Origin of the sequence: Priestia aryabhattai B8W22, assembly GCF_000956595.1 — a bacterium.
GTDB lineage: Bacteria > Bacillota > Bacilli > Bacillales > Bacillaceae_H > Priestia > Priestia aryabhattai.
On record NZ_JYOO01000010.1, the window covers coordinates 62,444 to 88,840 of the forward strand.

The 26,397-nt window shown below is 38.4% G+C and carries 22 protein-coding genes; 4 read left to right on the plus strand and 18 right to left on the minus strand.

What is annotated here, in order from left to right; translation table 11 throughout:
- Positions 1-198: 198 nt before the first annotated feature.
- On the plus strand, positions 199-675 hold the full coding sequence (locus tag N178_RS09895) for a hypothetical protein (RefSeq protein ID WP_045291994.1): 477 nt from the start codon (positions 199-201) through the stop codon (positions 673-675).
- A 50-nt stretch (positions 676-725) separates the two neighbouring features.
- On the opposite strand, the gene essA is transcribed toward N178_RS09895, so the two are convergent.
- The 16 genes from essA to corA all read right to left on the minus strand — a co-directional run bounded on the left by essA (position 726) and on the right by corA (position 20,858).
- The gene (gene essA / locus N178_RS09900; RefSeq protein WP_045291995.1) at positions 726-1,223 is read right to left on the minus strand and encodes a type VII secretion protein EssA; all 498 of its coding nucleotides are present in this window, start codon (positions 1,221-1,223) and stop codon (positions 726-728) included.
- The gene (esaA, locus tag N178_RS09905; RefSeq protein ID WP_045291996.1) at positions 1,201-4,401 is read right to left on the minus strand and encodes a type VII secretion protein EsaA; all 3,201 of its coding nucleotides are present in this window, start codon (positions 4,399-4,401) and stop codon (positions 1,201-1,203) included. Before esaA ends, essA begins: the two co-directional genes overlap by 23 nt.
- Complete coding sequence (essC, locus tag N178_RS09910; RefSeq protein WP_045291997.1) at positions 4,398-8,876, minus strand: type VII secretion protein EssC; 4,479 nt, start codon at positions 8,874-8,876, stop codon at positions 4,398-4,400. Before essC ends, esaA begins: the two co-directional genes overlap by 4 nt.
- A gap of 12 nt (positions 8,877-8,888) precedes the next feature.
- Entirely contained in the window at positions 8,889-10,193 is a 1,305-nt protein-coding gene (gene essB / locus N178_RS09915) for a type VII secretion protein EssB (protein WP_045291998.1), read from the minus strand.
- A gap of 14 nt (positions 10,194-10,207) precedes the next feature.
- A complete protein-coding gene (gene yukD / locus N178_RS09920; RefSeq protein WP_045291999.1) occupies positions 10,208-10,447 on the minus strand; it encodes an ESX secretion system protein YukD in 240 nt (79 codons plus the stop codon).
- Between the two features lie 93 nt (positions 10,448-10,540).
- Complete coding sequence (locus tag N178_RS09925; RefSeq protein ID WP_013055105.1) at positions 10,541-10,834, minus strand: WXG100 family type VII secretion target; 294 nt, start codon at positions 10,832-10,834, stop codon at positions 10,541-10,543.
- Between the two features lie 369 nt (positions 10,835-11,203).
- On the minus strand, positions 11,204-11,596 hold the full coding sequence (locus tag N178_RS09930) for an SseB family protein (protein WP_045292000.1): 393 nt from the start codon (positions 11,594-11,596) through the stop codon (positions 11,204-11,206).
- A gap of 61 nt (positions 11,597-11,657) precedes the next feature.
- Positions 11,658-12,257: a WXG100 family type VII secretion target gene (locus N178_RS09935; protein WP_045292001.1), complete on the minus strand. Its 600-nt coding sequence runs from the start codon at positions 12,255-12,257 to the stop codon at positions 11,658-11,660.
- Positions 12,258-12,365: 108 nt separating this feature from the next.
- Entirely contained in the window at positions 12,366-12,683 is a 318-nt protein-coding gene (locus tag N178_RS09940) for a hypothetical protein (RefSeq protein ID WP_013055102.1), read from the minus strand.
- 252 nt (positions 12,684-12,935) lie between these two features.
- Positions 12,936-14,141, minus strand: coding sequence for a DEAD/DEAH box helicase (locus N178_RS09945; RefSeq protein WP_045292002.1), 1,206 nt, complete (start codon positions 14,139-14,141; stop codon positions 12,936-12,938).
- Between the two features lie 365 nt (positions 14,142-14,506).
- Positions 14,507-15,814: an ATP-binding protein gene (locus N178_RS09950; protein WP_237758439.1), complete on the minus strand. Its 1,308-nt coding sequence runs from the start codon at positions 15,812-15,814 to the stop codon at positions 14,507-14,509.
- Positions 15,815-15,894: 80 nt separating this feature from the next.
- A complete protein-coding gene (locus N178_RS09955; protein WP_045292004.1) occupies positions 15,895-16,647 on the minus strand; it encodes an STAS domain-containing protein in 753 nt (250 codons plus the stop codon).
- A complete protein-coding gene (locus tag N178_RS09960) occupies positions 16,634-17,293 on the minus strand; it encodes a cobalamin B12-binding domain-containing protein (RefSeq protein ID WP_045292005.1) in 660 nt (219 codons plus the stop codon). Before N178_RS09960 ends, N178_RS09955 begins: the two co-directional genes overlap by 14 nt.
- A 140-nt stretch (positions 17,294-17,433) precedes the next feature.
- Positions 17,434-18,159: a response regulator gene (locus N178_RS09965; protein ID WP_045292006.1), complete on the minus strand. Its 726-nt coding sequence runs from the start codon at positions 18,157-18,159 to the stop codon at positions 17,434-17,436.
- A complete protein-coding gene (dcuS, locus tag N178_RS09970; RefSeq protein ID WP_045292007.1) occupies positions 18,152-19,738 on the minus strand; it encodes a DcuS/MalK family sensor histidine kinase in 1,587 nt (528 codons plus the stop codon). Before dcuS ends, N178_RS09965 begins: the two co-directional genes overlap by 8 nt.
- 154 nt (positions 19,739-19,892) lie before the next feature.
- Positions 19,893-20,858: a magnesium/cobalt transporter CorA gene (corA, locus tag N178_RS09975; RefSeq protein WP_045292008.1), complete on the minus strand. Its 966-nt coding sequence runs from the start codon at positions 20,856-20,858 to the stop codon at positions 19,893-19,895.
- A 151-nt stretch (positions 20,859-21,009) separates the two neighbouring features.
- On the opposite strand from corA, the gene N178_RS09980 reads away from it, so the two are divergent.
- Positions 21,010-21,465 carry a ferritin-like domain-containing protein gene (locus tag N178_RS09980; RefSeq protein WP_045292009.1) on the plus strand — a complete coding sequence of 152 codons (456 nt, stop codon included), beginning with the start codon at positions 21,010-21,012 and terminating at the stop codon, positions 21,463-21,465.
- A 54-nt stretch (positions 21,466-21,519) separates the two neighbouring features.
- Here the strand turns inward: N178_RS09980 and N178_RS09985 are convergent, their stop codons facing one another.
- On the minus strand, positions 21,520-22,686 hold the full coding sequence (locus tag N178_RS09985; protein WP_045292010.1) for a M20 family metallopeptidase: 1,167 nt from the start codon (positions 22,684-22,686) through the stop codon (positions 21,520-21,522).
- 143 nt (positions 22,687-22,829) lie between these two features.
- Here N178_RS09985 and N178_RS09990 point away from each other — a divergent pair, with 143 nt between their 5' ends.
- Positions 22,830-23,885 carry an aromatic acid exporter family protein gene (locus N178_RS09990; RefSeq protein WP_045292011.1) on the plus strand — a complete coding sequence of 352 codons (1,056 nt, stop codon included), beginning with the start codon at positions 22,830-22,832 and terminating at the stop codon, positions 23,883-23,885.
- 32 nt (positions 23,886-23,917) lie between these two features.
- On the opposite strand, the gene N178_RS09995 is transcribed toward N178_RS09990, so the two are convergent.
- Positions 23,918-25,372, minus strand: a complete 1,455-nt coding sequence (locus N178_RS09995; RefSeq protein ID WP_045292012.1) for an alanine/glycine:cation symporter family protein — start codon at positions 25,370-25,372, stop codon at positions 23,918-23,920.
- Between the two features lie 254 nt (positions 25,373-25,626).
- Between N178_RS09995 and N178_RS10000 the strand changes: the two genes are divergently transcribed.
- Positions 25,627-26,379, plus strand: a complete 753-nt coding sequence (locus N178_RS10000) for a lipase family protein (protein ID WP_052942384.1) — start codon at positions 25,627-25,629, stop codon at positions 26,377-26,379.
- Positions 26,380-26,397 lie beyond the last annotated feature (18 nt).

Here is a 26,397-nt window from a genome sequence, read left to right on the forward strand (position 1 = left end):
TTGTTAAGTTTTATAGTGAAAAAGATGTGTTCTTCTTTACAGTGCCGGCCACTTTATGCGAAGGATTATATTTTTAAAAGTCCACACTGGAAAAAGCATTATGTGTCTTTCTTTATATATGGTATAATCAACCGAATCGTAAAAGAGCTTATACCATTTCAGAAAATGAAATGATTTAAATAGAAATGAGGATTGTCTATGCTTAGTTTTGACGAAAAATTAGCTATTATTTCAGCGTTTCCAGAGCTGCATCGAAAAGATGTATCTTTAGGACGCGTGAATTTTCATTATGAAGAAAGCGTGTACGATAAAACGGTTGTTGTGCATCATCTGCATCCTAACGGAAATGGATTTGTATATGCAGGGTTTTTAAAAGGATATGAAACAAATGACAAAGGTCTTGTGAATATCCGTGATTATACTGAAGAAGAGCTTCGCTCAATTATTGAAGCTTCTATTGAATCTTTGTCTACCCTTCCTGATACAGCTAGAGAAGAAGCTATTGTAGGGAATGGAAATGAACAGCGCTGGAACGGTCCAGATAATGCAACGCTTTTACTTGTTCATGAAGATGACCTGTGGAATATTTATTCTGGCTTGAATTTAGAGGCAGCATTTCTATCTTACGAAGAAGCAGAAGATTATTTGTTTGAAGAAGGCTTCCGCCGCCTGTAAAGTTACGTCTATACGCAAAAACCTCGCTGTTGATTAACAGCGAGGTTTTTTCATTTTTTCACAGAAGGCTGAGGGCTAACGCGCGGTATTAAAACCGCAAATAATACAACAACCCCCACACCAATCAATAATAAATAAAACCATTGTAGGTCTGATGACTTTTCAGAAGCAGTTTGTTCTGTCCGACCTTTCTTGTAGGAAGTGTTTTTAGAAGAAAACAAGTTATATTCTTTTGCTTTCGCAGAAATCGTATTCTCTTCAGCTGATGCGTTCGCAAAAAGGCCTTCTTTTAAGCTCTCTTTCTCTGCATCTTCCTCTTTTTCAAATGTAAGATCCTTTATTTCCTCCGGAATATTTCCTACTTCTTTTTTATTTTCTAGCAAAGATTCGGGGTCCAAGTTAATCGGATCATCTTTATATACATTTGGTTTAATCTCTTCAACGTTTCCGTCATCGGCTTCAGCCGATGCTGCTATAGGAAAACAAAGAAGTGAAAAAATAAGAACAATACCTCCAATCTTCTTATTAAGCACTATAGGTTTCATCATTTTCAACCTCTTTAGTCGTCTTTAAAGCACGAATAATAGATGGCAGAACACTTAAAACGGCAGTCATCCCCAGTAATACAATAAGCGCCTGTCCAAACAGAGACTGCGTATCATATTGAATGGACATATATACTTTAGATACTGGATCTTCGTAATTAAAGTTTGGCATAGATAAGTTAAGAAGCGGGGTAATATAAAATAAAATCAACCCTACTGTCGTCACCCATCCAGCGAAGCTTCCTAATAAGAAAGCAATACGTACGATTGTAGATGAAGCAAGCAATAAGACGATCGTAAAGATTGACCATTCCATTGCCCTGTCTCCCGATAACGAATAAATATTAAGGCTAAAGATACTTACCATTAACCCTACAATCAAATTCAATAATCCAAACAGCGTACCTTTTACAAGCATAGGTGCATGTCGGTAGTATTGACTGAAATAGCCAATTAGTAAGCTGCTGATTAAGATAATAACCAAAATGACAACCGGTGGAACCTCTTTTACTTTTTCAGCTGGCACTTCACCGCTTACTTGAAGGGGATTCGCTAAATAATGATAAACGTAATCATTATTCTGTCCATCTACTAATGTATTATTTAACAAACGGTATACCTGGCCGCGTACCAATTTCGTTGAATCCACGTTTTGGGCCCATTTGCTGTTAAGCGTGTCAGCTTTATCCTGGACTTCATTTACACGCTTCTGCAATTCATCTGTGTATGTGACAACATTAGCTTGTCTTTCATCTAAAGATGAAATGAGTTCGTTCATTCCCTTCAACTCTTGACCCATGCTTTGCTGCAGCGTCATTAAGCCTGTTACGTCCGGAGCTTCTTTCTTTTCTAATGCTTGATCTTCACCTGCGCTAGATTGAAGCTCTTGATTCATTGCATTTGCTTTTTCTTGAATAGCTGATAGCTCTTCCATAATAGATGCTTGTTCAGCATCAACTGTTTGTCCATATTGATCAGCAAAATCTTGCACTGAACTTTGAAACTGTGCTAACTCTTCTTTTGTTAAAGACAGGTTTTGTTGGATTTGCTTACGCGCGTCTTGAGAAGAGACGGTTCCAGCTAACGCCTGCTGCAAACTTCCTTTAATAGAGTCATTGTTAAGGACGCTGTTCTGTATGTCTGTATTTCCTACTTGAGCTAAAGTCAAATCATACTGCGATAAATCACCGTAGTACTTTAGCAGATCTTCGGCACTGCTGGTTTTAATCTTACCTGAGAATGTATTGCTCAGCTTTTCCTTTCGAGAAGCTGAAAGATTTGGAGAAGATAAGATTTTATCTTCTTTGTTTGTAATCATCGTGATGAGATTCTCTACATCCACACTACCTTTAGAAGGCTTTTTGCCGCCTTCTTTCAACTTTTCATTCTCTTTTTTTAATCGTTCATTTTCTTCTTGAAGCTTAGCAATTTGACTGCTCGACGACTTGGTTGCTTCTTCTAAGTCTTTCTCTGCTTTGTTTTTCTGTGCTGTCAAAGACTCAACGTCTGCTTCCAAGCTGGCAATTTTCTGCTTCAGCGCATCCGTATTTTCTCCTGAAGTTTCAGGCTGAACGGTTACATTTTGCAGCTCATCTTTGACTGCCTGTACCTGTGTTTTCAGATTAGCTACTTTTTCAAGCGCACTTTTCACAGCATTGGATGTACCTGATGTGTCCGGTGTTTCAGTCGTTTCTGGCGTTTCTGGTCCCTCAGGTGTCTTAGGCGCTTCAGGTGTCTCAGGCGCTTCAGGTGTCTCAGGCGCTTCAGGTGTTTCATTTACCATTCCTTGGAGCTGCTGTTCTAAGTCTTCAAGCCCTTTTGATATATCATCAAGCTTTGCTGTTTGCTGAGATAAATCCACTTGAATTGGTTCTGACGTTCCTTCGCCTTGACCGGAATCTGGCTGAGTTCCATCATCTTCTCCAGGATCCGTCGGCGTCTCTCCACCTTGATTAGGATCTGGCTGAGTTCCGTCACCTTTCCCAGGGTCCGTTGGCGCCTCTCCGCCTTGATTAGGGTCTGGCTGAGTTCCATCACTTTCTCCTGGATTCGTTGAGTCTCCGCCACCCTCATTTGATGAAGCTGTCTCTAGCTGCGCACGAAGCGGCTTTAGCTTACTTTCAATTTGGTTTAGGGTTGTTTGCTCAGACTGCTGTTTGTATGAACTGACTATTTGGCCGTTCAAATCTTGCAGAGCTTTTTCTTGTTCACTGACGTTATCCGCTTGTTGATCTCCAAGTTCTCCAACGGCTTTTTGATTTTCATCCAGCTGCTGTTGAATGGAAGATAAGCCACTAAACACTTGATTGGCCTGCTCATTAAAATTTTGCTTAGAGCTTGGCTGATTAGATTCAAGGGAAGACAACCCTTGTTGAATCGCAGCGACGCTTTGAGCCTGCGTTTTTTCAAGCATTTGTTTTTGTGTTTCTTGATATGTTTGATATTGATCTACATATTCAATGAAGCTGTTTAAATTCTTTTCAACCTGTTCTACGTCGCCTTGTCTATCGCTAGAACCTTTTTCTGCTTTATTTACATTATCTTGGATTTGCTGAAGAATTTTCTTTTGATCATTTAATTCACCTGCTAAATCTTTTGAATTCGGTTTATAAAAAGCGACCATTGTTTTTTGAAAGGCGATTTCTTTATTTAGAATTTTATCGAACTGTCCGCGTACCTTATCTACTTCCTGTGATACATAACTCCAGTACAAAGAGGACATTTCATTATTAACCTTTGTAGTAGCATCTTCTAATTCCCCTACTACTTTTTCCTTATTAACTGCGTTAAGCTGACTTTGAACTTTGTATTCCAAAGTGGCTTTTTCTGGCTTTTTTTCCTGATACGATAAAATATTTTGTGAGAAAGTCGAGGGAATATAGATAACCGCATCATATTTCCCATTCTGTAAACCGCTTGTAGCTGCGCTTCGTCCAAGCACGGTCCATTGATAATCCGACCCCTCCTGTAAAAGAGGAGTCACTTTTTCTCCAAATTCTATCGCTTTTTCACTGTTTTCTTTTACTCCATTATCTTCGTTAACAACCGCAATCGTTCTTGTTGAGTTTTCTGTGACTTGCAGCGGGTTGTCTCCAATATACTGGAAAAAGAAAGAAGGAAGAGCCAAAATTAAAACAACAGCTAATATGACTTTAAGTGTATACTTACGCTGTTCGGTCATGTTAAGATCTTCCTTTCACTTACACATAGCGGGATTTGAATTCTTGTTTCTTTTCCACTTTTAATATAATAACCGAAGCCAGGATTAACGTCGGCTTCTTTTCGGTCATAAGGAAGCGTAAATAAGCTTTGCTCTGTTTTCTTCATCAACAACACGGCTTGGCCAATTTGCTTCACTTCTGTTGTTAACGCGTCAAATCCTTTTGAAAACTCATTGTTGTTCCCTGCAACAATCAAGTTAAAGCCCAGGTGGCTATAATTTTTCATCAATTTTGTAATGCGATCCTGCAAGACGCTGTCTAAGTTTTGCTGGAATCGTACAAATCCGTCTACTACAAGCATGATCGGGGCAAATGAAAGGCTGTGTACTGTTCCTTCCTGCACTGCTTCCAAATACTTATTTTCACGTCGCTGCAATCGTTCTTCGGTTAGGTCAAGCCAGTCGACGATTTGTTCTTTTGTTTCCATGTAAACAACTCGCTCTTCAGCTGCATAGCTTGATAAACCACGGTCAACCGAATCAAATAGTCCGATTTGCTTCACACCTTGTTCAAGCGCTGTTTGCAGTATGACTTTCACTACATTTGTCTTTCCTTTTTGCGTCTGCCCCATGACGATGCAATGCTTATTTTTCGTAAAGTTCATATGCACCGGTCGAACAAACTCTTCATCTAACCCAAGAGGAATAACTCCTTTTTCCCGAATAACTCTTCTGTCCGTCATAAACTCGGCAAGTACAAGTTTCGATGACAGCATTGGCACCGGCTCCGGAAGAATAGCATCAGCATATTGATTCTTTAATCGTTGAATGTGCAGCTTAACTGCATCAAAAATTTCAAAATCATCTTTTCCTTCCGCAGGTAAAAACAGCTGAGCAAAATAAGGTTGATCCGTTTTGATAATAGCCCGGCCTGGAATAGACTCTAGCGCATACGGCGTACGTCCTAAAATAGAATACGCTTCTGAATGATCCATTAAATAATGAACCACTTTCGTTTTCAAGTTATTCATAAGTGACTGACGAATAGAATTCACGCGCGTCGCGGTAAAGATCATATAAATTCCTAAAGACTGGCCGTCACGCACAAGCTGTGTGAACTGCATTTCTAGATCTTGCATTTCTTCTTTGACCAGATCAAAATTATCAATTGTGATGAAAATTAGAGGAAGCTCTTCTGAACTTAGAGCATTATACATTTTGATATTGCTAACTTCCTGCTGTTGAAATAACTGCTTTCGCCTTGCGATTTCTTGTTTGATAATCGTCATGAATTTTTCGATTTTACGCATTTGATCCATTAAGAAATAGTCTGCCGTATGAGGCAGCTGACGAAGCGGCAGCAGCGTACCGTTTCCAAAGTCAAAAATGTAATAATGAAGCTGCTCCGGGCTCTGTCTTTCAGCTAGACTAAGAAGTAACATCATGACTGTAAACGATTTACCATATCCTGACGAACCAAATATACCAATGTTCCCATCGTCCATCAGCTGATAGTTATATACCGTTTGACTTTGCTTTTCAGGTTCATCAATCAAGCCAATTGGGAATACGCCGTCTCGCTTCTCTTTGTACTCACTGCGAAGCAATCTCTCTTTAAGAGGGGGCAGCCATGGACTATTTAATTTTTTGATACCTAGTTCCCGCTGCGTTTGTTCGATTTTTTGCACCACAACATCAATTTCTGCTTCCGCTTGTTTAGATGACGTCTGCTGAGTAGATACATCAGATAAAGGAATCAACCCGAGATCCGTTACAATGGCTACTTCATCTTCAGCTCCATACGTATCTTCCATGTACGGCGCGCCGCTCCAAGCTGACTGAAACAGTTCATACACTTCATTATTTCCAACCTGCAGATAGCCTCGACCCGTCACCGTAATAGAAGCAGCGTCTGCATTTTTTAAGATTTCTTTACTATCAGCGGCATCTTGGACTTTTAACGCTACTTTAAAGCGCGCATTACTCCAAATTTGATCGTCAATAACACCGCCTGGCTTTTGTGTTGCTAAAATTAAATGAACGCCTAGACTGCGTCCAATTCGCGCCGCGCTGACTAATTCGCGAATGAACTCTGGTTCTTCACTTTTTAACTCAGCAAATTCATCCGAGATTAAGAATAAGTGAGGCAGAGGTTCTTCTGCCATACCTTGCTTATATAAATCTGTATAATCATTAATATGATTGACTTCATATCTATCAAACAAGCGTTGGCGTCGCTTTAATTCACTTTTAATAGAAGCTAAGGCTCTTGTACTAAAATTCTTACTTCCTTCAATATTTGTAATGGTTCCAAGCAGGTGAGGCATGTTTTTAAACGGCTGAGCCATTCCTCCCCCTTTATAGTCAATCAGTAAAAATGCGACTTCATGGGGGTGGAAATTCACCGCTAGAGAAAGAATGTACGTTTGTAAAAATTCACTTTTCCCTGACCCCGTCGTACCTGCAAGTAATCCATGAGGGCCGTGAGCTTTTTCGTGAAGATTTAGTTCCACAATATCTTCTTTTCCTTTTAAACCAATTGGAACGGCTAGCGACTTAGCTGATTCATTGCTGTGCCACCTTTGCACGATATCCAGCTCACCAATTTCTCTTGCTTTAAATAATTCTAAGAATGAAACGCTATTTGGAATTGAGTTGGTCATGCCAACTTGGTGATCCAATGTCCGCAGCATCCTTGCAAATCTTTCATTATAATCAAGCGTGTGTTTATCAAGCTGAAATGGAATATTCACAGCTTTTTGCTTTTGAATTAATATATCCCCCTCGGATTCGTTAATATAACGAACGAGTGTGTGAACATGCTCCGTTAAGCTCTCTTTCGTCTCTGCCGCAAATATCGTAGAGAACCCAAGATGAGGATGATATCCTTCTAAATACTCTAAGATAACGTGATCTGCAATTAGCTGCTGATTCGTAATAATAAAAACAAAGTGCGGCAAGAAAACCCCTTCTCCTTTTGCTTCATCTAAGTCGCGTTCTCTCAGCATTTCGTAAATAGAAGATAAAAGCTGATCTCTCGTTTGTTCATTATAAATGAAGCCTTTTGCAAAAGAATGAGGCAGCTGAAAATGAGGAAGCCATTTCATCCATTCCCACTCTTTATATTCTTCTTCATCAAAAATGAATACGAATCTCACATCATGATAACTGTGGGAGAATGCCAGCTGTCCTACAAGCTGATGCAGTTCACTCTTCACCGTCTTCATCTTTCCTACCAGACCGATAGAGCCTAAACCTAAGTGAGCGGTAACAGGCGCATTTTTGACTTCTCGATAGACCTTTTCCATGTGCTGAGACTGCTCAAGCAAATCATCAATTTCTCGATTAGCCATATCTCCGCTATTTAAAGAAATTTGGTAGCTTCCAGGAACTGTTCCTTTTCCAAGACGCACCTGTAAGAAATCACTGCTTTCTATAGTTCGTTCCCAAATTCGATCGGAAATCTGTTCTGTTAAATATTTCATTCGTTCAAACGTAGGACAATGATAAGATAATACATCTCGTTGAACTGATGCTAGTTCTTGTAATTCCTCGCGCTTGTTCTCTAAGTACTTTGTATAAATTCGACGACGGCGCTCTTGGCGCTTCTTGCGCTGTTTTTTATCTTTGAAATATTGAACGGTAGATACAATCAGCGTGGTCGTAAACATCATGACAGATATAATAATAAAAATTCCCCTGGGCTGAATAATCGATACCGTACCCATGACTAAAAGCATGACTAATGGGGGTAAAATGGTAAGCCATAAGCTTCGGTTATTTTCATCATTGTCTTGAGACGGAAAGGACAAGCTCACCTTATCATTAGGCAAATCATATATCATGCGCGGTGTCCGTCTATAAACCGGGTACTTCTTTTTCATTTCAGAAATAGGTTGTGCCGTAGCCGGAAGCTTAGATGCATAATCATAGTAGCTTTGAATCTTCAGCAAATCTTTTTCGATCAATTGAATCGTCATAGAAGACCATAAAATAAGATCTCCGGGCTGAAGGTTCCTATTCTCTTCTATTCGGTGTCCATTAAGATAAAGCCGTTCTTGGTTATAAAAGACCTTCCACTTCCCGTTTATCTTTGATAAGTAAAATCCTTCTTTTGGCTCTACTACATACTTTTCTTTCTGCTGATACACATCAGCTGCTTCATCACTTGTGGAAAACGAGACTTCTGATCCGTAATCAATATAATAGACAGCTTCTTTAACAGCCGTCTCTGTAAGGGCAAAGGTTAAAGCCTGTCCTTGTTCTCGCCATACAAACGACTCAGAAACAGATAGCTCTGCTATCCTTTCTTCTCCGTAGGAAATCAAGAGCCGGCCGTTCTTTTCAGATGACAGCGTCATTTGCCCTTTCTCAAACGGATAGGAAAAAGTAAACGTTTGATGCTGAGTGTTTCCAACCGTTGCTTGGCGAAAGGTTTTAAAATCTATAGGCAGCTGCTGATACGTTTGCCCACTAACTATCCAAAGCATATTCATACAACTACCTCCCTACTTCGATTGATCTTCCTGCTGTTTTTTCTGCTCTTCTTGTTTCTTCTTCTCGGTTTCTGCAGCTTTCTGTTCTTCTTCCTGCTGCTTGGCCGCCTGTGCTTCCTCAGTCTGTTTCTCTTCTTGCTGCTTGGCTGCTTCCGCTTCTTGCTGATCATTTTCCTTCTTAAATTCTTCAAGTTCATTCGCTACTTTATCAAGCTCTTCTTGCTTTTTATCAGCCGCTAAATCGTTGTCTGTCTTTAGCTGACCTTCGTATTTCATTAGTGCATAAATAATTAACGAGCGTTCTTCTAACAACCTGCTAACTTCTAGCGCTTTTTTGTTGTCTCCTCGGCCAATGTAAAACCAATAGGCAAAGTACTGAGGATCTGACTGAAGCGTAATAGTCTTTAAAGCATTTGCTTTTTGCTCCTCTCCTAACTTTTCATTAACAAGATAGGAAGTTGCTATTTCGTATTGCACAATTTTAGGCATGCTTTCGATATCGTAATCTTCAAGTGTATCGACTACTTTGCTGTAGTTTTTTTCAAGAAAGTATTCGTTGCTTTCTACAAATGCTTCTTGTTTCGGCTGAGCAAAAAAGTAAGAATAAAAAGTATAAATAAGAGCTGGAATTAATAAGACAAGTATACCGACAGACGAAAACTTAAAAATGGTCCAGCGCTTTTGAGGAAGTTGAACAAGTGTCTTTTGATGTTTTTCAATTTGGGTTAGCTTATGCTGAACAAATTGACTCAACTCTTCCTCATTGCTGATATGCATTATTTTTTTAGCGTCTTCTTTTAATTGCAAGGTCTCATATAACTTAAAGTACTGTTCAAATGTATGCGATGAGTCAACGGCCGCTGCTATCGTAGCCTTTAACTCCTGAAAGCTTTGTTCCTCGTTAGGCTCATAAGGAGGTAAACTTTCTTTCACTCCATAATGTAAAAAAGCAGAACTTAAACTTTTATCAAAAATGATATTTTCTGGACAAATCAACAAATGCAGCCTTGAAAAAGAATGCTGCTTTACCTTTTTGATAAGCTGATCTGCAAACAGCCACTTTTGCTGTTCTTCTTTTCCCCTTAATGCTGTAAAAGGTTGAAATTCAGAGGTAGGCTTAATTGTTATTTTAAGTTCATCATCGCTCATCATGATTTCTTTTTGAAAAGCCGTGTTTACATCCTTTAACATTTCAATTTCAATAGAACGATCAAGTCTAATTTTTTCTTTTTGAAAAACAAACGTATATTCATTATTATGACGTGTCATTACAGCTTCGAGCTGTTCTTCTAAGTAAGTCGGTTTCTTCTCTGACATTCTAATAGACTCCTTTAGAGAATTTCGATACAATCACCTGTGGTAATTCCGCAGTTAATCATCGTCTCATTTCCCGAGAAAATAAGATTTTTATTTGAAATACGTATCCACGCACCGTCCTTTGGTGATTGAGTAATCTTTTTAGCTTGCCAAACGATCTCGACTACTTTTTTGATTGAATGATAGTTTGATAGTCGCAAATCGAACCGATCACCTGTATAGTGCTTTAAGTCTACTGTTACTTCTATATACATAGGGTTTCATCACCTCAAAACATAGAAAAAGCGCCTTCATCTTTTGAGAATGGGGCGCTCCTTTTATTACTTCACTTAGATTATTAGATGAAGTTAACCGCGGATTTGGCTAGCGATTTGGTTATCTGTATCTTCAAGAACATTTGCAGAGTCGTCTAATTGCTTAGCGATTTTTGTAAGCAGGTTAGACATTTCAACGAAAGAAGGTTTTAATTCTTCGTATTGAGCAGCAAACGCTTCGCTTGAAGCACCTTCCCACATATCTTGAAGTTGATTTTTCATTGTATCAAGACGGCTTACTAATTCTTGAACTTGACCGCTTTCGTTAGTATAGCGACCTGCCATGTCGCGAAGCTCTGCTGGTGTTACGCGAATAATTCCTGACATACATATCTCTCCTTCGGTTTATATATTTACTATTATTGTAAGAAACTCTAGTGATAAGGTCAAAGGTTACTTGCAAAAGCCTCCAAAAATGAGAATATGTATCTACAAATACCCCTAAAAAATGCAAATAAAACCTGAACAACCAAGATTTTGTTCTCATTTAAACCTTTTCCATCTGATCTATAGGTACCTATTTAAAGGAAAATAAAAACTATAAGACTATTAAATTACATTTCTTCTCATTATCTATAGAACTATTTACTAGTAATAAAAAAGCAGCAGCCTGTTTAAGGCCCTGCCTATATATATCCTATTTATTTAAGATTCAGACATGCTTGGAAAAAGCACATGCGCTTGTTATCGCCTTGGCTACTGCTTAAAATAATTTTGATCTTCTTTTAACATTCTTATTTCTTCCGGGATGAATAATTTTGAGAGAGGCGTGTCAGGATTAAGTAATATCGCTATTTCTTCATTTAATACAGGCAGCATATCCTTAAATGATACGCATACGGTCTTTTCATCTTTTAGCATCTGTTCAATCGGATATTTTGACGAAAAAACAGGTAAATATCGATACGCCGCACTTTTCATCGTCTGAACGTAGTGGTCTGCAATTAATATATCTGATGCTACATGCTCTGAGCTAACAACTAGCCATAAATTGCTATTCATTAAAGTTTTATAAAATTGAGCAATTTTTTTATTATCTTTCATTGCTTCAATTAACGATTTTTCTAATAAGTTAAATGTATACTTCATTGCTGAGACAACCCTGTAAGGAACTGTAGCATTTCACTTCCAGCGCCATCATATACTTCATTCATTCTCTCTTCACTTCCTCTGTGCTGTCACTAAACATAATGTTTGAAGAATTCATCTCCTGACTTAAAATGCCCAATCCCATTTGAATAACGCCATAAGTAAAAAATTCCGTTCGACTGCATGTAGAACCATTCACTACTTTTTCTTCCCAAGACATAGAAAGCGAATTCCACATAACATTAAGAGTACCTAGAGGTTTTTCAATCGTTCTATGCATATTGTCATACGTATTCCATTCTTTTAAGTTCTTTATGTCATTCCACGTATCTTGTGAATGGGCGCTCCCATCACTCCATACGCTCGACCAAAACTCCGTCCAGCCTGAAGAGCCTTCTAGCTCTCCATCTGCTTTTCTCATTTGCTCTGCAGTGTCTTTTACTAATAAATGTGCATTTTCCGTTAGCGAATCAAGTTTGCGAATCATATGCTGTAACTCTTCCTGCAAGTCCAGCACTTTATCAATATCTGCAACAGACAAGAAATGTAGATTTGTAGCTTCCCAGCTTAGTTTTTGAAGTGCATCAGCGGTCTGTGAATGAGACTGCTGAATTCGCTCTGCAAATGTCTGCAGCACTTCTGGATTTACTTTTATCTCCATGTATGTCCGTCCCCCTATCTCTTGTAAGCCTTCAGTCATCATCCAAACATTTTTAAGCCTATACGGAAAGACTCACTTTCTAAAGGAGTGAGTCGATAATGTTATTTATTACGCCGATGCTAACTCTCTTAATCGTGAAATTTCTAAGCGTAAAGTTTGAAACAATTCATCCCTTACGTCGTACAGATGAAAAGTGGATTGCGTAATATCATTATAAATATCCTCATATGAGCTCTTAGAACGCCCTGACCAATCTGACGCATATTGTTGGTGCGAATTTTGAAACAGATAGATACCTTCTTCAAGAAATTCCATGATACGTTGAACTTCATGTAAATATGATTCTAATTGATCTGCATCTCGACTATATTCTTTGCTTTTTCTTCTTCGCTCTATGTCGTCAAAGAGATCATCAATTGCATCCATAAAATGTCCCCACGTCCTTCTTCCTCTTTTATTAGAAGTCTCTTAAAGTAATGTTAAAATAAGGTTACAAAAAACAAAATCCATCATTCAAACTATTTTCATACCTAGGAAAAAATATCTACATTTCTCTTTTTTTACTTATTTATACAGGTGAAATAGAGAAAATAAACAACGCCAGGCTGCTGTAATAAAGCAGTAGACGTTGCTTTTTAGGTTGTGACACTGCTGTTGTAAAAAGGCAGAATACCTAGTTTACATTCGACCTTTTTGTTTCTTTTTCTTGTTAAATGGCTTTTTTGAAGGTTTTTTAGCTGTACGAGACTGCTCTTTTGTTCCTTCATCGACGATTTCGCCCATATAAAGCTCTTTTTTCGCTAATGTAAGTTGAAGTTCACGTGCGATTTGTTTTAAGTTTCGCTCTTCTCGTTCAGTGACAAGAGAAATGACTGTACCTTCTGCTCCCGATCTTCCTGTTCTACCTGAGCGATGTACGTATTGATCTGCATCTTGAGGAACATCGATGTGAATTACATGCGTCAATCCCTTAATGTCCAATCCTCTAGCTGCGACATCCGTTGCTAATAAGACAGGGAAATCTCCTTTTCGAAACCCTTTAATCGTCGTAGCACGATCTTCTTTTTTCGTTTCACTGTGTAAAGAGCCTGCTTCTACACGCTTAAATGTTAATTTTTCTTCAAACTCGATCAGAGTATCGATCCCTTTAAAAAAGGCTAAAGCTTTCATTTGTTCTTGACGAACTAGTTTTCTAAGCACGTCCACTTTATCTCTAGCTTCACTTTTAATGTATACATGCTCTACCTTCGAAGCTGGGAGTTCATCTCTTCCTACCTCTATTTCAAGAGGGTGGTTCATCATGTCTTTCGCCAGCGATTTGGTACGTTCTGATACAGTAGCTGAGAAGACTAGGATTTGACGATCACTTAACGCCATTTTTACAATCTGTTGAACCGTTTGAACATGCTCAGGTACAAACAATTGATCCGCTTCATCAATCACAATTGTTTTGACTTCGTGCATTTTTAATTTCTTCATTTTAATTAATTCGTTCAAACGTCCTGGCGTACCAACAATGATATTAGGACGTTTTTTGAGTTTTTCTAATTGCCGTTTCATATTTGCTCCGCCAATAAACGCAGCGCTTGAAATACCGCTTCCCTGTGACCAAGTTTGAATTTCACCGTGAATTTGCATAACCAATTCATGGGAAGATGCTAAAATAACCGCTTGAATATGAGATGGTCCCGGCTGAATGCGATGTAAGACAGGCAACAAATATGCCAGTGTCTTTCCTGTTCCCGTTGGGGATTCTCCTATTACATCTTTATTAGCTAAAATCTCTGAAATAGCTTTCGTTTGAATGGCAGTAGGCTCATTGAACCCTGCTTTTTTCCACGCCTCTTGTAAAAAAGGCTGTAAAGTCTCTATAAACTGGCCCATATCTATCTCCTTTTCCATGCTTTTCTCGATATTATAAACGATTTTTTTCATTTCAATTAAACGAATGTATCAGTGGCCATGTGCGTTAATACTGACCTTAATTTCTATTTATAAATAAACCTTCCTTATCCCAAGGGACCCCGTCAATCCGTCAGTAGAAAAATCGGTTGTGGCCTTAACTTTTCTACATCAATATACATAGCTTCAACTATGATACACTATTGCTTCTATAGAAAACAATATGATCCTCTTTATTATGGACGAAAACTTGTATAAGAAGGAGGTTTTATGCCCTATATGGATCCGGACGCAAAGGGCTCAGCTGCTTACTTCCTCTTTTTCAAGAAAACAGCCGCCTCTCTGAACTACGAGAAGCGGCTGTTTCGTTCTATAATTGGCATATCAATAGTAACCGTTGTCCCTTTTCCTTTACCGCTTTTAAAATGCATGGTACCTTGATGACGCTCCATGATTTTGTAACACACGGCCAGCCCTAAGCCGGTGCCAGCTTCTTTTGTAGAATAAAACGGCGTCCCTACTTGTTCAATCCTCTCTTGGCTCATTCCGATTCCATTGTCTTCAAAGTGAATCAATGCTCGTGTATCTTTTTCTTCAACTGTTATTGTAATATGACCTTTCTCAATAATAGCTTCTACACCGTTTTTGATCACATTGATGAACACTTGTTTCAACTGATTTGCATCAGCCGAAACATAAATAGGTCTTTTGGCTGTTTCTTTCAATAAAATAGAAACATTATTTAAATTGGCCTGCGCTTCCATTAGCGTAATAACTTGCTTTAAAATCTCGCATAAATTGGTCTTTTCAAAAGATACATGCTGCTTTTTTCCAAGAATGAGCATTTCACTGGAGATTAAGTTGATGCGGTCGATTTCAGACATCATGATATCTAAATATGTGTCATTTGTTTCCTTAGAGGCTTGCATAACCTGTACAAAACCTTTTAAAGAAGTAAGCGGGTTTCTAATTTCATGTGCTACGGCACCTGCCATTTGGCCAATAACCGACATTTTTTCCGAGGTTATCATAAGCTCTTCATCTTGACGGTATGTAGTAATATCGCGTGCAATCATAAATACACCTACTACCTGCTTATGAACGATAATGGGAAGCAAAGAACACCTAAGCAACCGTCTTTCTCGCTTTCTATTGATAACATTCATTTCGAACTTAGCACCTTTACCATTTAGCACTTCTTTAAAATACTCTTTACACATATCAAACTCTTCAGCTGCGATAAGAGCTGAAGGTTTCATCTTTTGCAATTCTTCACTGGAGTATCCTACGATTGCTTCACCTTCTGGATTAGCAAGAAGAACTTCACCCGTTTTACTTATTTCAAAAACGCCATCAGGATTGTGTTTGAACAAAGATTGATAGTGCTGATTGCTCGTTTGAAGTTCATGTTCTTTCACTACAAGCTCTTGCTGGGACTCCACTAGTTTATAAGCTCTCCTATATACCAACCCATACAAAATAATCCCCGTAGCTAAAATAAAAAACCAACCTTTGTATTGTTGAAAAAAAATATATACTTCAAAACGACCTTGCGCTAATGTTCTAGATATATTATCAGATATCAAGATCCATACAGCGCCAATAATGATATATATAATTGAAATTCTTAAAGCTACTTTACGCGCGTGTTTCACCAAATTTTAATCACCTGTTTATCAGTATTGATCCCCTGTCTTATTGCCTTTATATGAAGTGTTCACTTTTTGTAGCCATTTCATGCCGTTGTAAAAAATTGATGAATGGCCTGACCTAGGTTACTAATAGATTTTACATTTGCTTGAAAATGATACTGGTGAAGCCATTGACTATGATCGGGTGTCACACCTGTTAAATAAATCTGTACGCCCATTAGCTGAAATTCCCATATTAAATGTTCTAGGGCTGCAACACCTCGTTCATCAATTTGACCTATTCCATTAAAGTCAATGATAACTCGATCAACCGTTTCCTCATCTATTTGTCTGAGCAGCCGATGTTCATTTTTCATGATGACTTCCTCAAATAAATCGCCAAACAGAGGTATAAGCACCATGTTATTCGATAAATGAATAAACGGTCCCGACAGCTCTATAACTCGGTTCATGGCCTTTTCTAATCGCTCTTTTTGCAGCAGCAGTTCTAAGTCAGTTTCAGATAAACGCGCTGTATGTTGTTCGATTTTTTCTGAGAGAATTCTAATTTGAGAATCTTCCTCTACACATATTACATGCGCCTTATCTTGCTCCCATTTGCAATTCACTGTATAAAGAGACATCTTAGCTTTACGCGAATGCATGACTAATTCTGTTTTTATTTTTTCCTTCTTCCCTAATCGTTTTCTAGCTTTGTTCTGACTATCTTCGTCAACAATTTCTAAAAAATGTTGAACCTCTCCGAATAAAGCGGCTGCTTCATCAGATTGCGCTAGAATATTCATTTCCTCATCCATAATAAAAACAGGAAGCGGAGCATATTTAATAGTCGACAACCTTAATCCCCCTAATTGATTGATAATGAAAAAGTTCTTTCAACTCCTCTAGCTGTGCAATAAATCGAACTTGATTCGTTTGAACAAGAGGAAACTTATAGTTTGAAACTACTCGGCCTCCAACTAAAATAAGCGGCTGATGTTTGGTCTTTTGTAATCCTTCTATATATTCGTTTGCTTTTTCTATATGATGAGTTAAACTGAACGAGATTCCTACTAAATCAGGTTTCCATTGTTCAACAGCGTGCGTTGCATGTAAAAGCGGAGAATCTGCTCCTAAAAGTTTCGTCTGCCATCCGTGCTCCTCAAAGAGAATGGCAATCATTTTTAAACCTAAAAAATGCTGTTCATTTTCTATACACAAAAACAGACCTTTTTTTTCATTTTTAATAACTTCTTGTCTTATACACAATTGATAGCGTGACAAAACATAGTCACAGGTAGTAGTAGCTAAATGTTCATCAGCCACTGAAATTTCATCTTCTTCCCACATCATACCGATTTGAGCCATTGATACTGAAATGAATTGCTGAAAAATATAAAATGTGTCGAAACCCTGCTGTCTTTTTTTCCACACAATATTCCAAGCTTCATCTTGATTCCCTGATAACAGTAGTTTAGTCAAGCGTTCTATGCTTTCAATCAAGAAACCACCTCTTTTCAGTCAAACGACTTGTTTTTTTACTCTGTTATTACCAACCATACCACTTAAAGCACTGGCACTCTACAGTAAAATATTCTCACACCGACAAAATAGCAGCGTACTTCTCTGACAGATCGATCTTTTTATTTTTCAAAATCAACGAGGTAGTGATGCAGCAAGTGACGGTTTTGTTCATTGTATAAGTACGCATACACAGGACGTCCTATTGTGCCGTAAGTCATTCTTTCTCCAAGAAGACCTATATCTGTTAGAAATTTTAAATATTTCCGAATAGACACTCTTGAAATTCCCGTTTTTTCAGCCACATCATCGGTTGAAAAAGGATAATCTTTAAGATGCACAATGGCTTCTACGATGACTTCTAATGTTCCTGTCGTTAGACCCTTAGGCAACGGCTCTACCGGAGCTTCTTTTATTTTTTTATTAGACAGCAGCCCGTCTAATTCCTGTTGATTAAGCTGAGGTTGCTGTTTTAACGTACGAAATGTTTGTTTGTAAGCCGAAAGTGCTTGATAAAAGCGTTCAAATGTAAAAGGCTTAATCAAATAATCAATCGCTCCGTAGCGTAAAGCTTGCTGAATCGTTTGGGCATCCGAAGCAGCGGTGATAAAAATGACGTCTATTTCCTCTTGTTTTGTTCGAATCTCTTGTAAAACTCTCAAACCGTTTTGCCCAGGCATAAAGATATCAAGCAGCACTAAATCAACTTGATGTTCATTTACCTTCACTAAGGCTTCATGACCCGAATGAGCAACAGCGACTACTGTAAACCCCTCTATCTCTTCAATGTACTTTTGATTAAACTGAGCAACCATTGGGTCATCTTCAACAATTAATACTTTAATCAACTTGATCTCTCCTTGTTTCGTACGGAATATCAATATAGAATGTGGTACCGCTATTTATAAATGAGTCAATGACGATTTGGCCACCTAGTTCATCAATCGTTTGCTTCACTAAATGCAGCCCAAACCCTCTGCTCGTTCCTTTTGTAGAAAAGCCTTTTTTGAAAATCTGATTCATTGTATCGGAAGGAATGCCGCAGCCTGTATCCGTGACTTGAATCGTAAGTTTATTGTTTTTATACACAAGCATAACGGACACTTTTTTAGAGGCTTGATGACAAACTGAATCAATTGCATTATCAATTAAATTTCCAATAACGGTAATGAGATGATGAGTAACGTGTGGATCTGAAGGTTCTGGAATAACTTCATCAGCGGAAAACGTCAGTTCTACGCTTTCCTCTCTAGCATAACTCATTTTGCCCATTAGAAACCCTGCCAACGCATGATCTTTAATAGATTTAGTCACTGAACTAGATTCATCGACACGGTGATTAACAAGCTGATGAATATACGTTTTTAGCTCATCATAATAATTCATCTGCACCATTCCTAAAATCACATGAAGTTTATTCATAAATTCATGCGATTGTGCTCGAAGCGCTTCCACATACATTTTAACACCTGTTAGCTGTTCTGCTAAGATATTAACTTCTGTTTTATCCCGAAACGTAGAAAGTGCCCCTACAATCTCTTCGTTTACCACTAGCGGAACCCTATTAACTACAATGGCTACTCCATTTATGACTTGCTCTTCATCATAATGGGATTCCCCCGTAGACAAAACGTCGTCCAATCTGGAGGTGGGCATATACTCTCGAATAGACAAACCGATTGGCTCTGGTGCTAATCCTGCTTTAACAAATAAGCGGCGTGCAGAACGATTAGCAAGTGTAATATTACCTTCTTTATCAACAGCTATCACTCCTTCACGAACCGACTGCAGCATAGTGCTTCTCTCTTCTAGAATTTTAGCAATTTCAGAAGGTTCCAAGCCAAATAAAATTTTCTTTATGTAATTCGCTAATAAAATAGCACCAAGAACGCCTACAAGTAAACCAATTAATGAACCTAAAACAATTCGACGATGCCCATCTCTAATGGCTTCATTTACATTATTCAAAGAAATCCCCACAGCTACTGCGCCAATTTGTTGATTTTTCTCATTATAGATGGGTGCAAAAGCGCGCAGAGATTTATCAAGCGTTCCTTTTGATACAGATACATAAGATTTCCCGTGCAATGATTTTTGCTCATCGCCTCCGGCAAACCTCTTTCCTATCTTTTTAGGATCTGGGTGAGATTGGCGAATTCCATTCATATCTATAACAACGATAAACAAGACGCTTGATTTTTTACGAATTCGTTTAGTAAACTCCTGAATTGACTGAGGTGTTTTTGTCTCTAGTCCTTCTTTCACGTTCGTTGATTCTGAAATAATTGTAGCAATAGTCCGAGCTTTTTCAGCCTGTTGATCTCGAATATTTTTTCCAATTGAACTGCTAACTAATAAATCCGTCAACAATAGCGATAGAATCACCACCATGCATACAAGCAACACCGTGATGCTTCGCAGCCCCATTCTTCCCTGTTTCACATTCTTCCCTCGCTTCCCTGCTTTTCTTGTTTATAGCACAAGAAAAAGATCTTATCTAGAGCCAGATAAGATCTTCGCTTATTTAATTTCATTTTTACTGAGTTGATTAACATTTATACAGGAAGGTTAACAATCTACTTTATAGTTTAGGTCCTTTTCTGTATTTGAACCATCCCATTTTATAAAAGGCAAAGACCATTACGCCTACAAGCCCAATCATAATGCCCAGTACAATAAAATAGTTATATTTTCCCGTCAGTTCCGGCATATATGAAAAGTTCATGCCATAGAGGCCAGCAATAAACGTCAACGGTAAGAAAATAGCTGACATAAGCGTTAGCGTAAACATGATTGAATTCATACGATCCGAATTAATCGACATAAAGCTTTCTCTAATATCATTTGACAAATCCCTGCTTGCCTGCATAATTTCAATCATATTTAATAGGTGGTCATAAATATCATTAAAATAGCGAACCTGCTCTTTTGCTTTTAACGCATTAGTTGACATAATACGATACATTAAATCTCTCATGGGGTTTAAAATGCGGCGCATTCGTGACAAATCACTTCGGATGTCATAAAGCTGCCTCATTAATTCATCCATAGGTTCGTCTTTTGCATTGTCTTCAATATCATCTATGTGATCTTCAAATTTATAAAGCACAGGGAAATATTCATCAACGGTATGATCTAAGAGTTCATACATGATATCCCATGTTCCATCTTCGGTAGCCTCAGGATCTTTTTTGATAAGCTCCCACACCCTAGCCACGCTCGTTAGCTTATCCATATGGTAAGTGACTAAAAAGTTATCTCCTACAAACGCAGATACTTCTAAGTGCTCAAGCTCTTCTTTATGAAGTGCATAATAGACTAAAAAATAATGCTCATCATACAACTCAAATTTAGCTCGCTGACCTTGATTCAAACAGTCCTCAACTGCTAAAGGATGAAAATTAAATTGTTCAAGCTGCTTTTTTTCTTCCTCGGTGGGATTGTAAAAATCAACCCAATACCATTGAAAGTCATGGCTTGAACGGATCTCATTCATTTCTATCTCTTTAATAGATCCTTCTTTGGTTTTAGCTACAATTTTAATCATAAGATAACCTCTGTCTTTTTTGATACTATTCTCTGCACATACCCTTTTTACCATTTTGTTAAACTTTTTTCTTTTAATGTACGCCTTTTGTTGTCTATACATACGATGATGGTGACGACAAGAGAACAAAACGGTGAGGAGGTATATCCATATGTATGAATTTCACTCCCGGCATGAAGAATATTGGGAAGATGATACAAGACTAGACGAACAGCTTTTAAGAGATATAAACAAAGCTGTAAATGATGAGTTTTCCGCTATTCACTACTATACACGCCTAGCAGAGCTGGCTCCTAATAATCAGGTTCAACAAGCTATATTAGGTATTCGGCAGGATGAAATTAAACACTTTGACTGGTTTTCTAAAGCCTATTATGATTTATCAGGCAGCTACCCACAGATTTCATTAAACATAAAACTGCCAAATACTTTTCAAGAAGGGGTCTCTGAATCCATTAAAGATGAAGTAGAAACCGTTCCATTTTATCAATCAATCGCTAGAAGAATCACAAATGCTCGAATTCAAAGCCGCATTGTTCGAGCTGCGAGCGATGAACAGCGCCACGGCCAAATTTTTCAAACCATTCAGTCCCACTTCTCATACTAAATAATACGCTTGCGACTGCAAGCGTATTATTTAGTATGGTTTTATCATTATCTCTTACTTTGTAGCATTAAATTCTTCTTTGATTTTTTGGAGCAGCGTTTGATTTGTTAATACGTCATACCCTGTTAATGCCATTGTTTTTGCCCCGAGTATCATTGCTTCTCTTCCTTGCTCACTTAAAGCTGCTTCTCTAAATTCGTGCGTATGACAAACAAAATAATCATCACAAATTTGAATATACGGATGAATAGCCGGAACAACCTGACTGACATTCCCCATATCTAAAGATCCATGATCGCCTTGGTCTTCCGTAATGCTTTGTTCGCTCACGCCTAATGAGATGAGATTATTTGTATAGACATCGGATAATGTTTGATTCGTTTGCATATCATCATAAGAAAACTCATAGTTTGAGATTTTTAATTTTGTTCCCGTGGCTAAAGCAGCGCCGTTTGCACATGCCTTCACCTTCTCTGTCACTTCATCTACATATGCACGAGTTGAAGCGCGGACATAAAATTGTGCTACTGCATAATCCGGTACAACGTTGGCCGCCTTGCCGCCCTCTGTAATTACTCCGTGAATACGTACATCCGGCTTCACATGCTGGCGAAGCGCATTAATGCTATTGAACGTTTGCAATACACCGTCTAGCGCATTGATTCCTTCATGAGGGGCAGCAGCTGCATGTGCAGATTTTCCGAAGAACTCAAACTGAATGGCATCCATCGCAAGAGAACGCCCGCTTTTTTGGTGACAGTAATAAGGATGTACCATCATAGCTACATCTAAATGATTAAAAATGCCTTGTTCAGCCATCGTTACTTTGCCGCCTCGTGTTTCCTCTGCAGGTGTTCCGTATACGTATATTTTACCGCCTGTTTCCGCCACCGCTTTACTAAGACCAATACCAGCTGCGATTGACATGGTTCCAATTAAGTTATGTCCACATGCATGTCCAAGATCTGGCAGAGCATCGTACTCAGCCATAAATCCAATCGATGGACCTGGCTTTTGACTGTCATAAACAGCGGTAAAAGCTGTTGGCAAGTCACATGTACCGATTTCAACTGTGAACCCTTGTTCTTTTAAAACATCCGTTAATGCTTTGCACGCTTTGAATTCTTCGTGACCAAGCTCAGGGTTTTGTCCAATATATTTGCTTACATCATAAAATGTATCTTGTAATTTATTAATTGCTTCATTTATTAATTGTTTCATTAGTGGTACTCTCCTTTTAAATATTTAAACAAATTATAGTATATTTATTCGTTTTTTGAAAGCTAGTTTTTAAGACAGGTTTTCCTATCACCTTAATATGCCTTATAATTAAAATACTAACTTTTTTAAAGAAGGTATGCATAATGATTAACATAAAAAAATTAAATTTTTTAGGCGGTCGTATTATTAAAACAGGCATTGCCGTCTTTTTGACTGCACTCATCTGCCAATCTATTGGCTGGCCTTATATGCTCGCTGTTATTACAGCTATTGTTACGATTGAACCAACCGCTGCCGACTCTATCAAAAAAGCGTTTATCCGCTTTCCTGCTTCAGCAATCGGAGCGGCTTTTGCCATGCTTTATACATTTCTTTTAGGGGTAACGCCGCTTACCTATATGCTTGTTGCCGTTTCTACTATTATATCCTGTTATAAACTGCGTTTACATGCTGGAACACTCGTTGCCACGCTAACAGGAGTAGCTATGCTGACGATTGTGCACGACCATTATTTCATATCATTTTTAATTCGCCTAGCGACCACTAGTATTGGGCTGCTTACTTCTTCACTTGTGAATATCATCGTTCTTCCTCCTAATTATACACCGATTATTACGAGGAAAATTCAAAATCTCTCAAAACAAATGAGTAGCGTCTTACAGCAAAGAGGAAGTGAACTTTCCCAAGTACATGCTTGCCATAAACAAACAAAGCTTCAATTTCAACACCTTTCTGCTGAAATTGAAAAAATTGAGACGCTTTGTGAATACCAGCGAAAAGAATGGAAGTTTCATCATTTCACTCATACAGCTATGAGAAAATTTCACTATGAATATAAGAAACTTTCTCTTATGCGGCAGCTTGTCTACCATATTGGTAATTTAATTTATTTGCCTGCCCATCAGCTGCAAAGTGCAAGACATCAAGTGATATGGGACACTTTCACTTCCTTTCATAACGTCTTACAAAATGAACAATATAAAAGCTCTTTTCAGCATCAAACGCTTATTTTAACTTTAAAACAAAGGTTTTGGGCACATAAGCAGGAAGAAAACAGAGTGGATCAGCCTTTTTCAACAGAGACAACAATGCTGTACGAACTGCTTGCAATTCACCACCTTCTTGAAGAGCTACACCGTATTCATCTTTTGAAGGAACGCTATAACTTAAACAATTCGCCTGTCTCGCTTTCTTCATAAAAAAATCCTCACATATGTGAGGATTTTCTTGTTTACGAAACCTGTGACTCATCTTTCTTATATTCTTTCTCCCAGTAATCTGCATTTTTAATTCCTAGTTTAACAGGATCAAATACAGGATCTATCCCCTGTTTCTTTTGGGATTCATAGTCTTTTAATGCGACTAATGCAGGCTTTGCTAAAATTAAAATGGCAATTAAATTTAGCCATACCATAATACCAAGTCCCGCATCACCTAATGCCCAAGCTAGTGATGCTTGTTTAACTGACCCGTAGAACGTAGCTCCCAGCAGGACAAGCTTTAATGCAAACATAGCCCACTTTCCGTTCTTTCCACGAGTTAGATAAGCAATATTTGTTTCGGCAATGTAATAATAAGCCATGATCGTTGTAAACGCGAAGAAGAATAGAGCAACTGCCACGAAGCCAGCTCCAAATCCCGGCAACACTGTTTCAATAGCAGCTTGTGTAAATCCAGGCCCTGCTTCTACACCCGGTAAATTTGAAATAATAAATGAACCTCCCGGTCCTTCCGTGTTGTACATGCCTGTGAATAAAATCATAAATGCTGTTGCTGAACAAACGAACAGTGTATCAATATAAACTGAAAAAGCTTGTACAAGGCCTTGTTTCGCCGGGTGTGAAACTTCTGCTGCAGCTGCTGCATGAGGTCCTGTCCCTTGTCCTGCTTCGTTTGAATAAATGCCGCGCTTAACTCCCCAAGAAACAGCTAACCCAACAATTCCTCCAAAAGCAGAATCTAATGCAAAAGCACTTTTAAAAATAAGAGCGATAACTCCCGGCAACTCGGAAATGTTCATGGCAATAATAATAAGAGCTAAAATAATATACCCAAGCGCCATAAAAGGTACAACGAATTGGGCTACCCCTGCAATACGCTTAACGCCTCCAAAAATAATAAAAGCAAGAATAATAACTAATCCTACTGCTGTAACCGTTGGACTAACACCAAATGCATTGTCTATGCCAAGCGCGATGGAATTGGACTGAACGCCCGGCATTAAGATACTCATCGCAACAAGTGCTGCAATGGCAAATAAAATGCCATACCATTTCATACCTGTTCCTTTTTCAATGTAGTACGCTGGACCACCTCGATATTGGCCATCTTGCTTAACTTTATAAATTTGAGCAAGTGTTGATTCGATGAATGCACTAGAAGCACCAATAAAAGCAACTGCCCACATCCAAAATACAGCTCCTGGACCTCCAAACGCGATAGCTGTCGCAACTCCAGCAATATTTCCTGTTCCAACTCGTCCTGACAGTGCTAAAGACAATGCTTGAAAGGAAGAAACTCCTGCTTCTGAACTTTTACCTTGAAACATCAGCATGATCATGTCTTTTAAGTGTCTAACCTGTAAAAACCTCGTTAAAATTGAGAAGAACAAGCCAATCGCAAGACATCCATAAATAACAGGTGTGCTCCATAGCACATTATTCAAACTCGTTACAAATTGCTCCAAACGATAACCCCCTTATTTTTAATTCAGATTATTTTAAATTATAAGTTAAATTATAAATTTTAACAATAAAACTCTAAATTAAAACTTTATTTTTAGTTAAAATACACAAAAAACGTTATAAAATCTTCAAAAATATCCAAAGATAAACCGTTTACATTCTATAATTATAGTTTTCAAAAAAGAGATATTTGCACCTTTCTTCTCACGAACACATAGGCTATAGAAGTTATTTTCTATTAGAAGGTGTGAAAACAATGATGAGAATAGAGCCTTTATTTTATCGTTCTTTAGCTCTAGACCTTCTTTATGCGTGCGTTTTAGCTTATAAGCAATACGCACAGGGAGGCACATTTGATGTACCTGAAGGCTACCGGCTTATTAAATCGTTTAAAGCTTCTGCCGTAGGGGTGCAAGAATGGTTTGGTTTTATTTTAGAATCTGATGACTCTATTGTAATTGCCTTTCGCGGAACTCAATCTGAGGCAGATTGGATTGCTGATGCTCGCATTAGGCAGCGCCCTTATCCATACAATCAACAAGCAGGGCTCGTCCACGAAGGTTTTTTAGCCGTTTACGAATCATGCCGCGATGAAATTTTTGAAACGTATCAGTCCCTTACCCCCAAGCCACTTTATATAACGGGGCATAGCCTAGGTGGTGCACTCGCTGCTCTTCATGCCTTAGATGTCGCCACAAACGCATCTTTTCCGGAAGTTACAATGTACAACTACGGAGCTCCCCGAGTAGGTGATCCTCAATTCGTTCAAACATACACAAATCTTGTTTCAAATAGCCGCTGTTTTGTTAACACGACGGATACGGTTCCTAAAATCCCTCCGAAGCGACTTTATTCCCCTTCCACCAAGCAAACGATTTATTACGATCAAGACCCTCTGCAACTCTCGTTTACGATTCAAACAGGTTCTACCGTGGGGAACCATAATCCCCAAACATACAGTGTTGGTATTTGGATGATGTCGGACTATCCTATTTTGGTCCAAAAATAAAAAAACAGGCGGAATGCC

What these genes read in the sequence shown, in the direction of transcription:
- N178_RS09895 (WP_045291994.1), top strand. Translation starts at nt 199, where the DNA reads ATGCTTAGTTTTGACGAAAAATTAGCTATTATTTCAGCGTTTCCAGAG.
- essA (WP_045291995.1), bottom strand. Translation starts at nt 1,223, where the DNA reads ATGATGAAACCTATAGTGCTTAATAAGAAGATTGGAGGTATTGTTCTT.
- esaA (WP_045291996.1), bottom strand. Translation starts at nt 4,401, where the DNA reads ATGACCGAACAGCGTAAGTATACACTTAAAGTCATATTAGCTGTTGTT.
- essC (WP_045291997.1), bottom strand. Translation starts at nt 8,876, where the DNA reads ATGAATATGCTTTGGATAGTTAGTGGGCAAACGTATCAGCAGCTGCCT.
- essB (WP_045291998.1), bottom strand. Translation starts at nt 10,193, where the DNA reads ATGTCAGAGAAGAAACCGACTTACTTAGAAGAACAGCTCGAAGCTGTA.
- yukD (WP_045291999.1), bottom strand. Translation starts at nt 10,447, where the DNA reads ATGTATATAGAAGTAACAGTAGACTTAAAGCACTATACAGGTGATCGG.
- N178_RS09925 (WP_013055105.1), bottom strand. Translation starts at nt 10,834, where the DNA reads ATGTCAGGAATTATTCGCGTAACACCAGCAGAGCTTCGCGACATGGCA.
- N178_RS09930 (WP_045292000.1), bottom strand. Translation starts at nt 11,596, where the DNA reads ATGAAGTATACATTTAACTTATTAGAAAAATCGTTAATTGAAGCAATG.
- N178_RS09935 (WP_045292001.1), bottom strand. Translation starts at nt 12,257, where the DNA reads ATGGAGATAAAAGTAAATCCAGAAGTGCTGCAGACATTTGCAGAGCGA.
- N178_RS09940 (WP_013055102.1), bottom strand. Translation starts at nt 12,683, where the DNA reads ATGGATGCAATTGATGATCTCTTTGACGACATAGAGCGAAGAAGAAAA.
- N178_RS09945 (WP_045292002.1), bottom strand. Translation starts at nt 14,141, where the DNA reads ATGGGCCAGTTTATAGAGACTTTACAGCCTTTTTTACAAGAGGCGTGG.
- dcuS (WP_045292007.1), bottom strand. Translation starts at nt 19,738, where the DNA reads ATGGGGCTGCGAAGCATCACGGTGTTGCTTGTATGCATGGTGGTGATT.
- corA (WP_045292008.1), bottom strand. Translation starts at nt 20,858, where the DNA reads ATGATTAAAATTGTAGCTAAAACCAAAGAAGGATCTATTAAAGAGATA.
- N178_RS09980 (WP_045292009.1), top strand. Translation starts at nt 21,010, where the DNA reads ATGTATGAATTTCACTCCCGGCATGAAGAATATTGGGAAGATGATACA.
- N178_RS09985 (WP_045292010.1), bottom strand. Translation starts at nt 22,686, where the DNA reads ATGAAACAATTAATAAATGAAGCAATTAATAAATTACAAGATACATTT.
- N178_RS09990 (WP_045292011.1), top strand. Translation starts at nt 22,830, where the DNA reads ATGATTAACATAAAAAAATTAAATTTTTTAGGCGGTCGTATTATTAAA.
- N178_RS10000 (WP_052942384.1), top strand. Translation starts at nt 25,627, where the DNA reads ATGATGAGAATAGAGCCTTTATTTTATCGTTCTTTAGCTCTAGACCTT.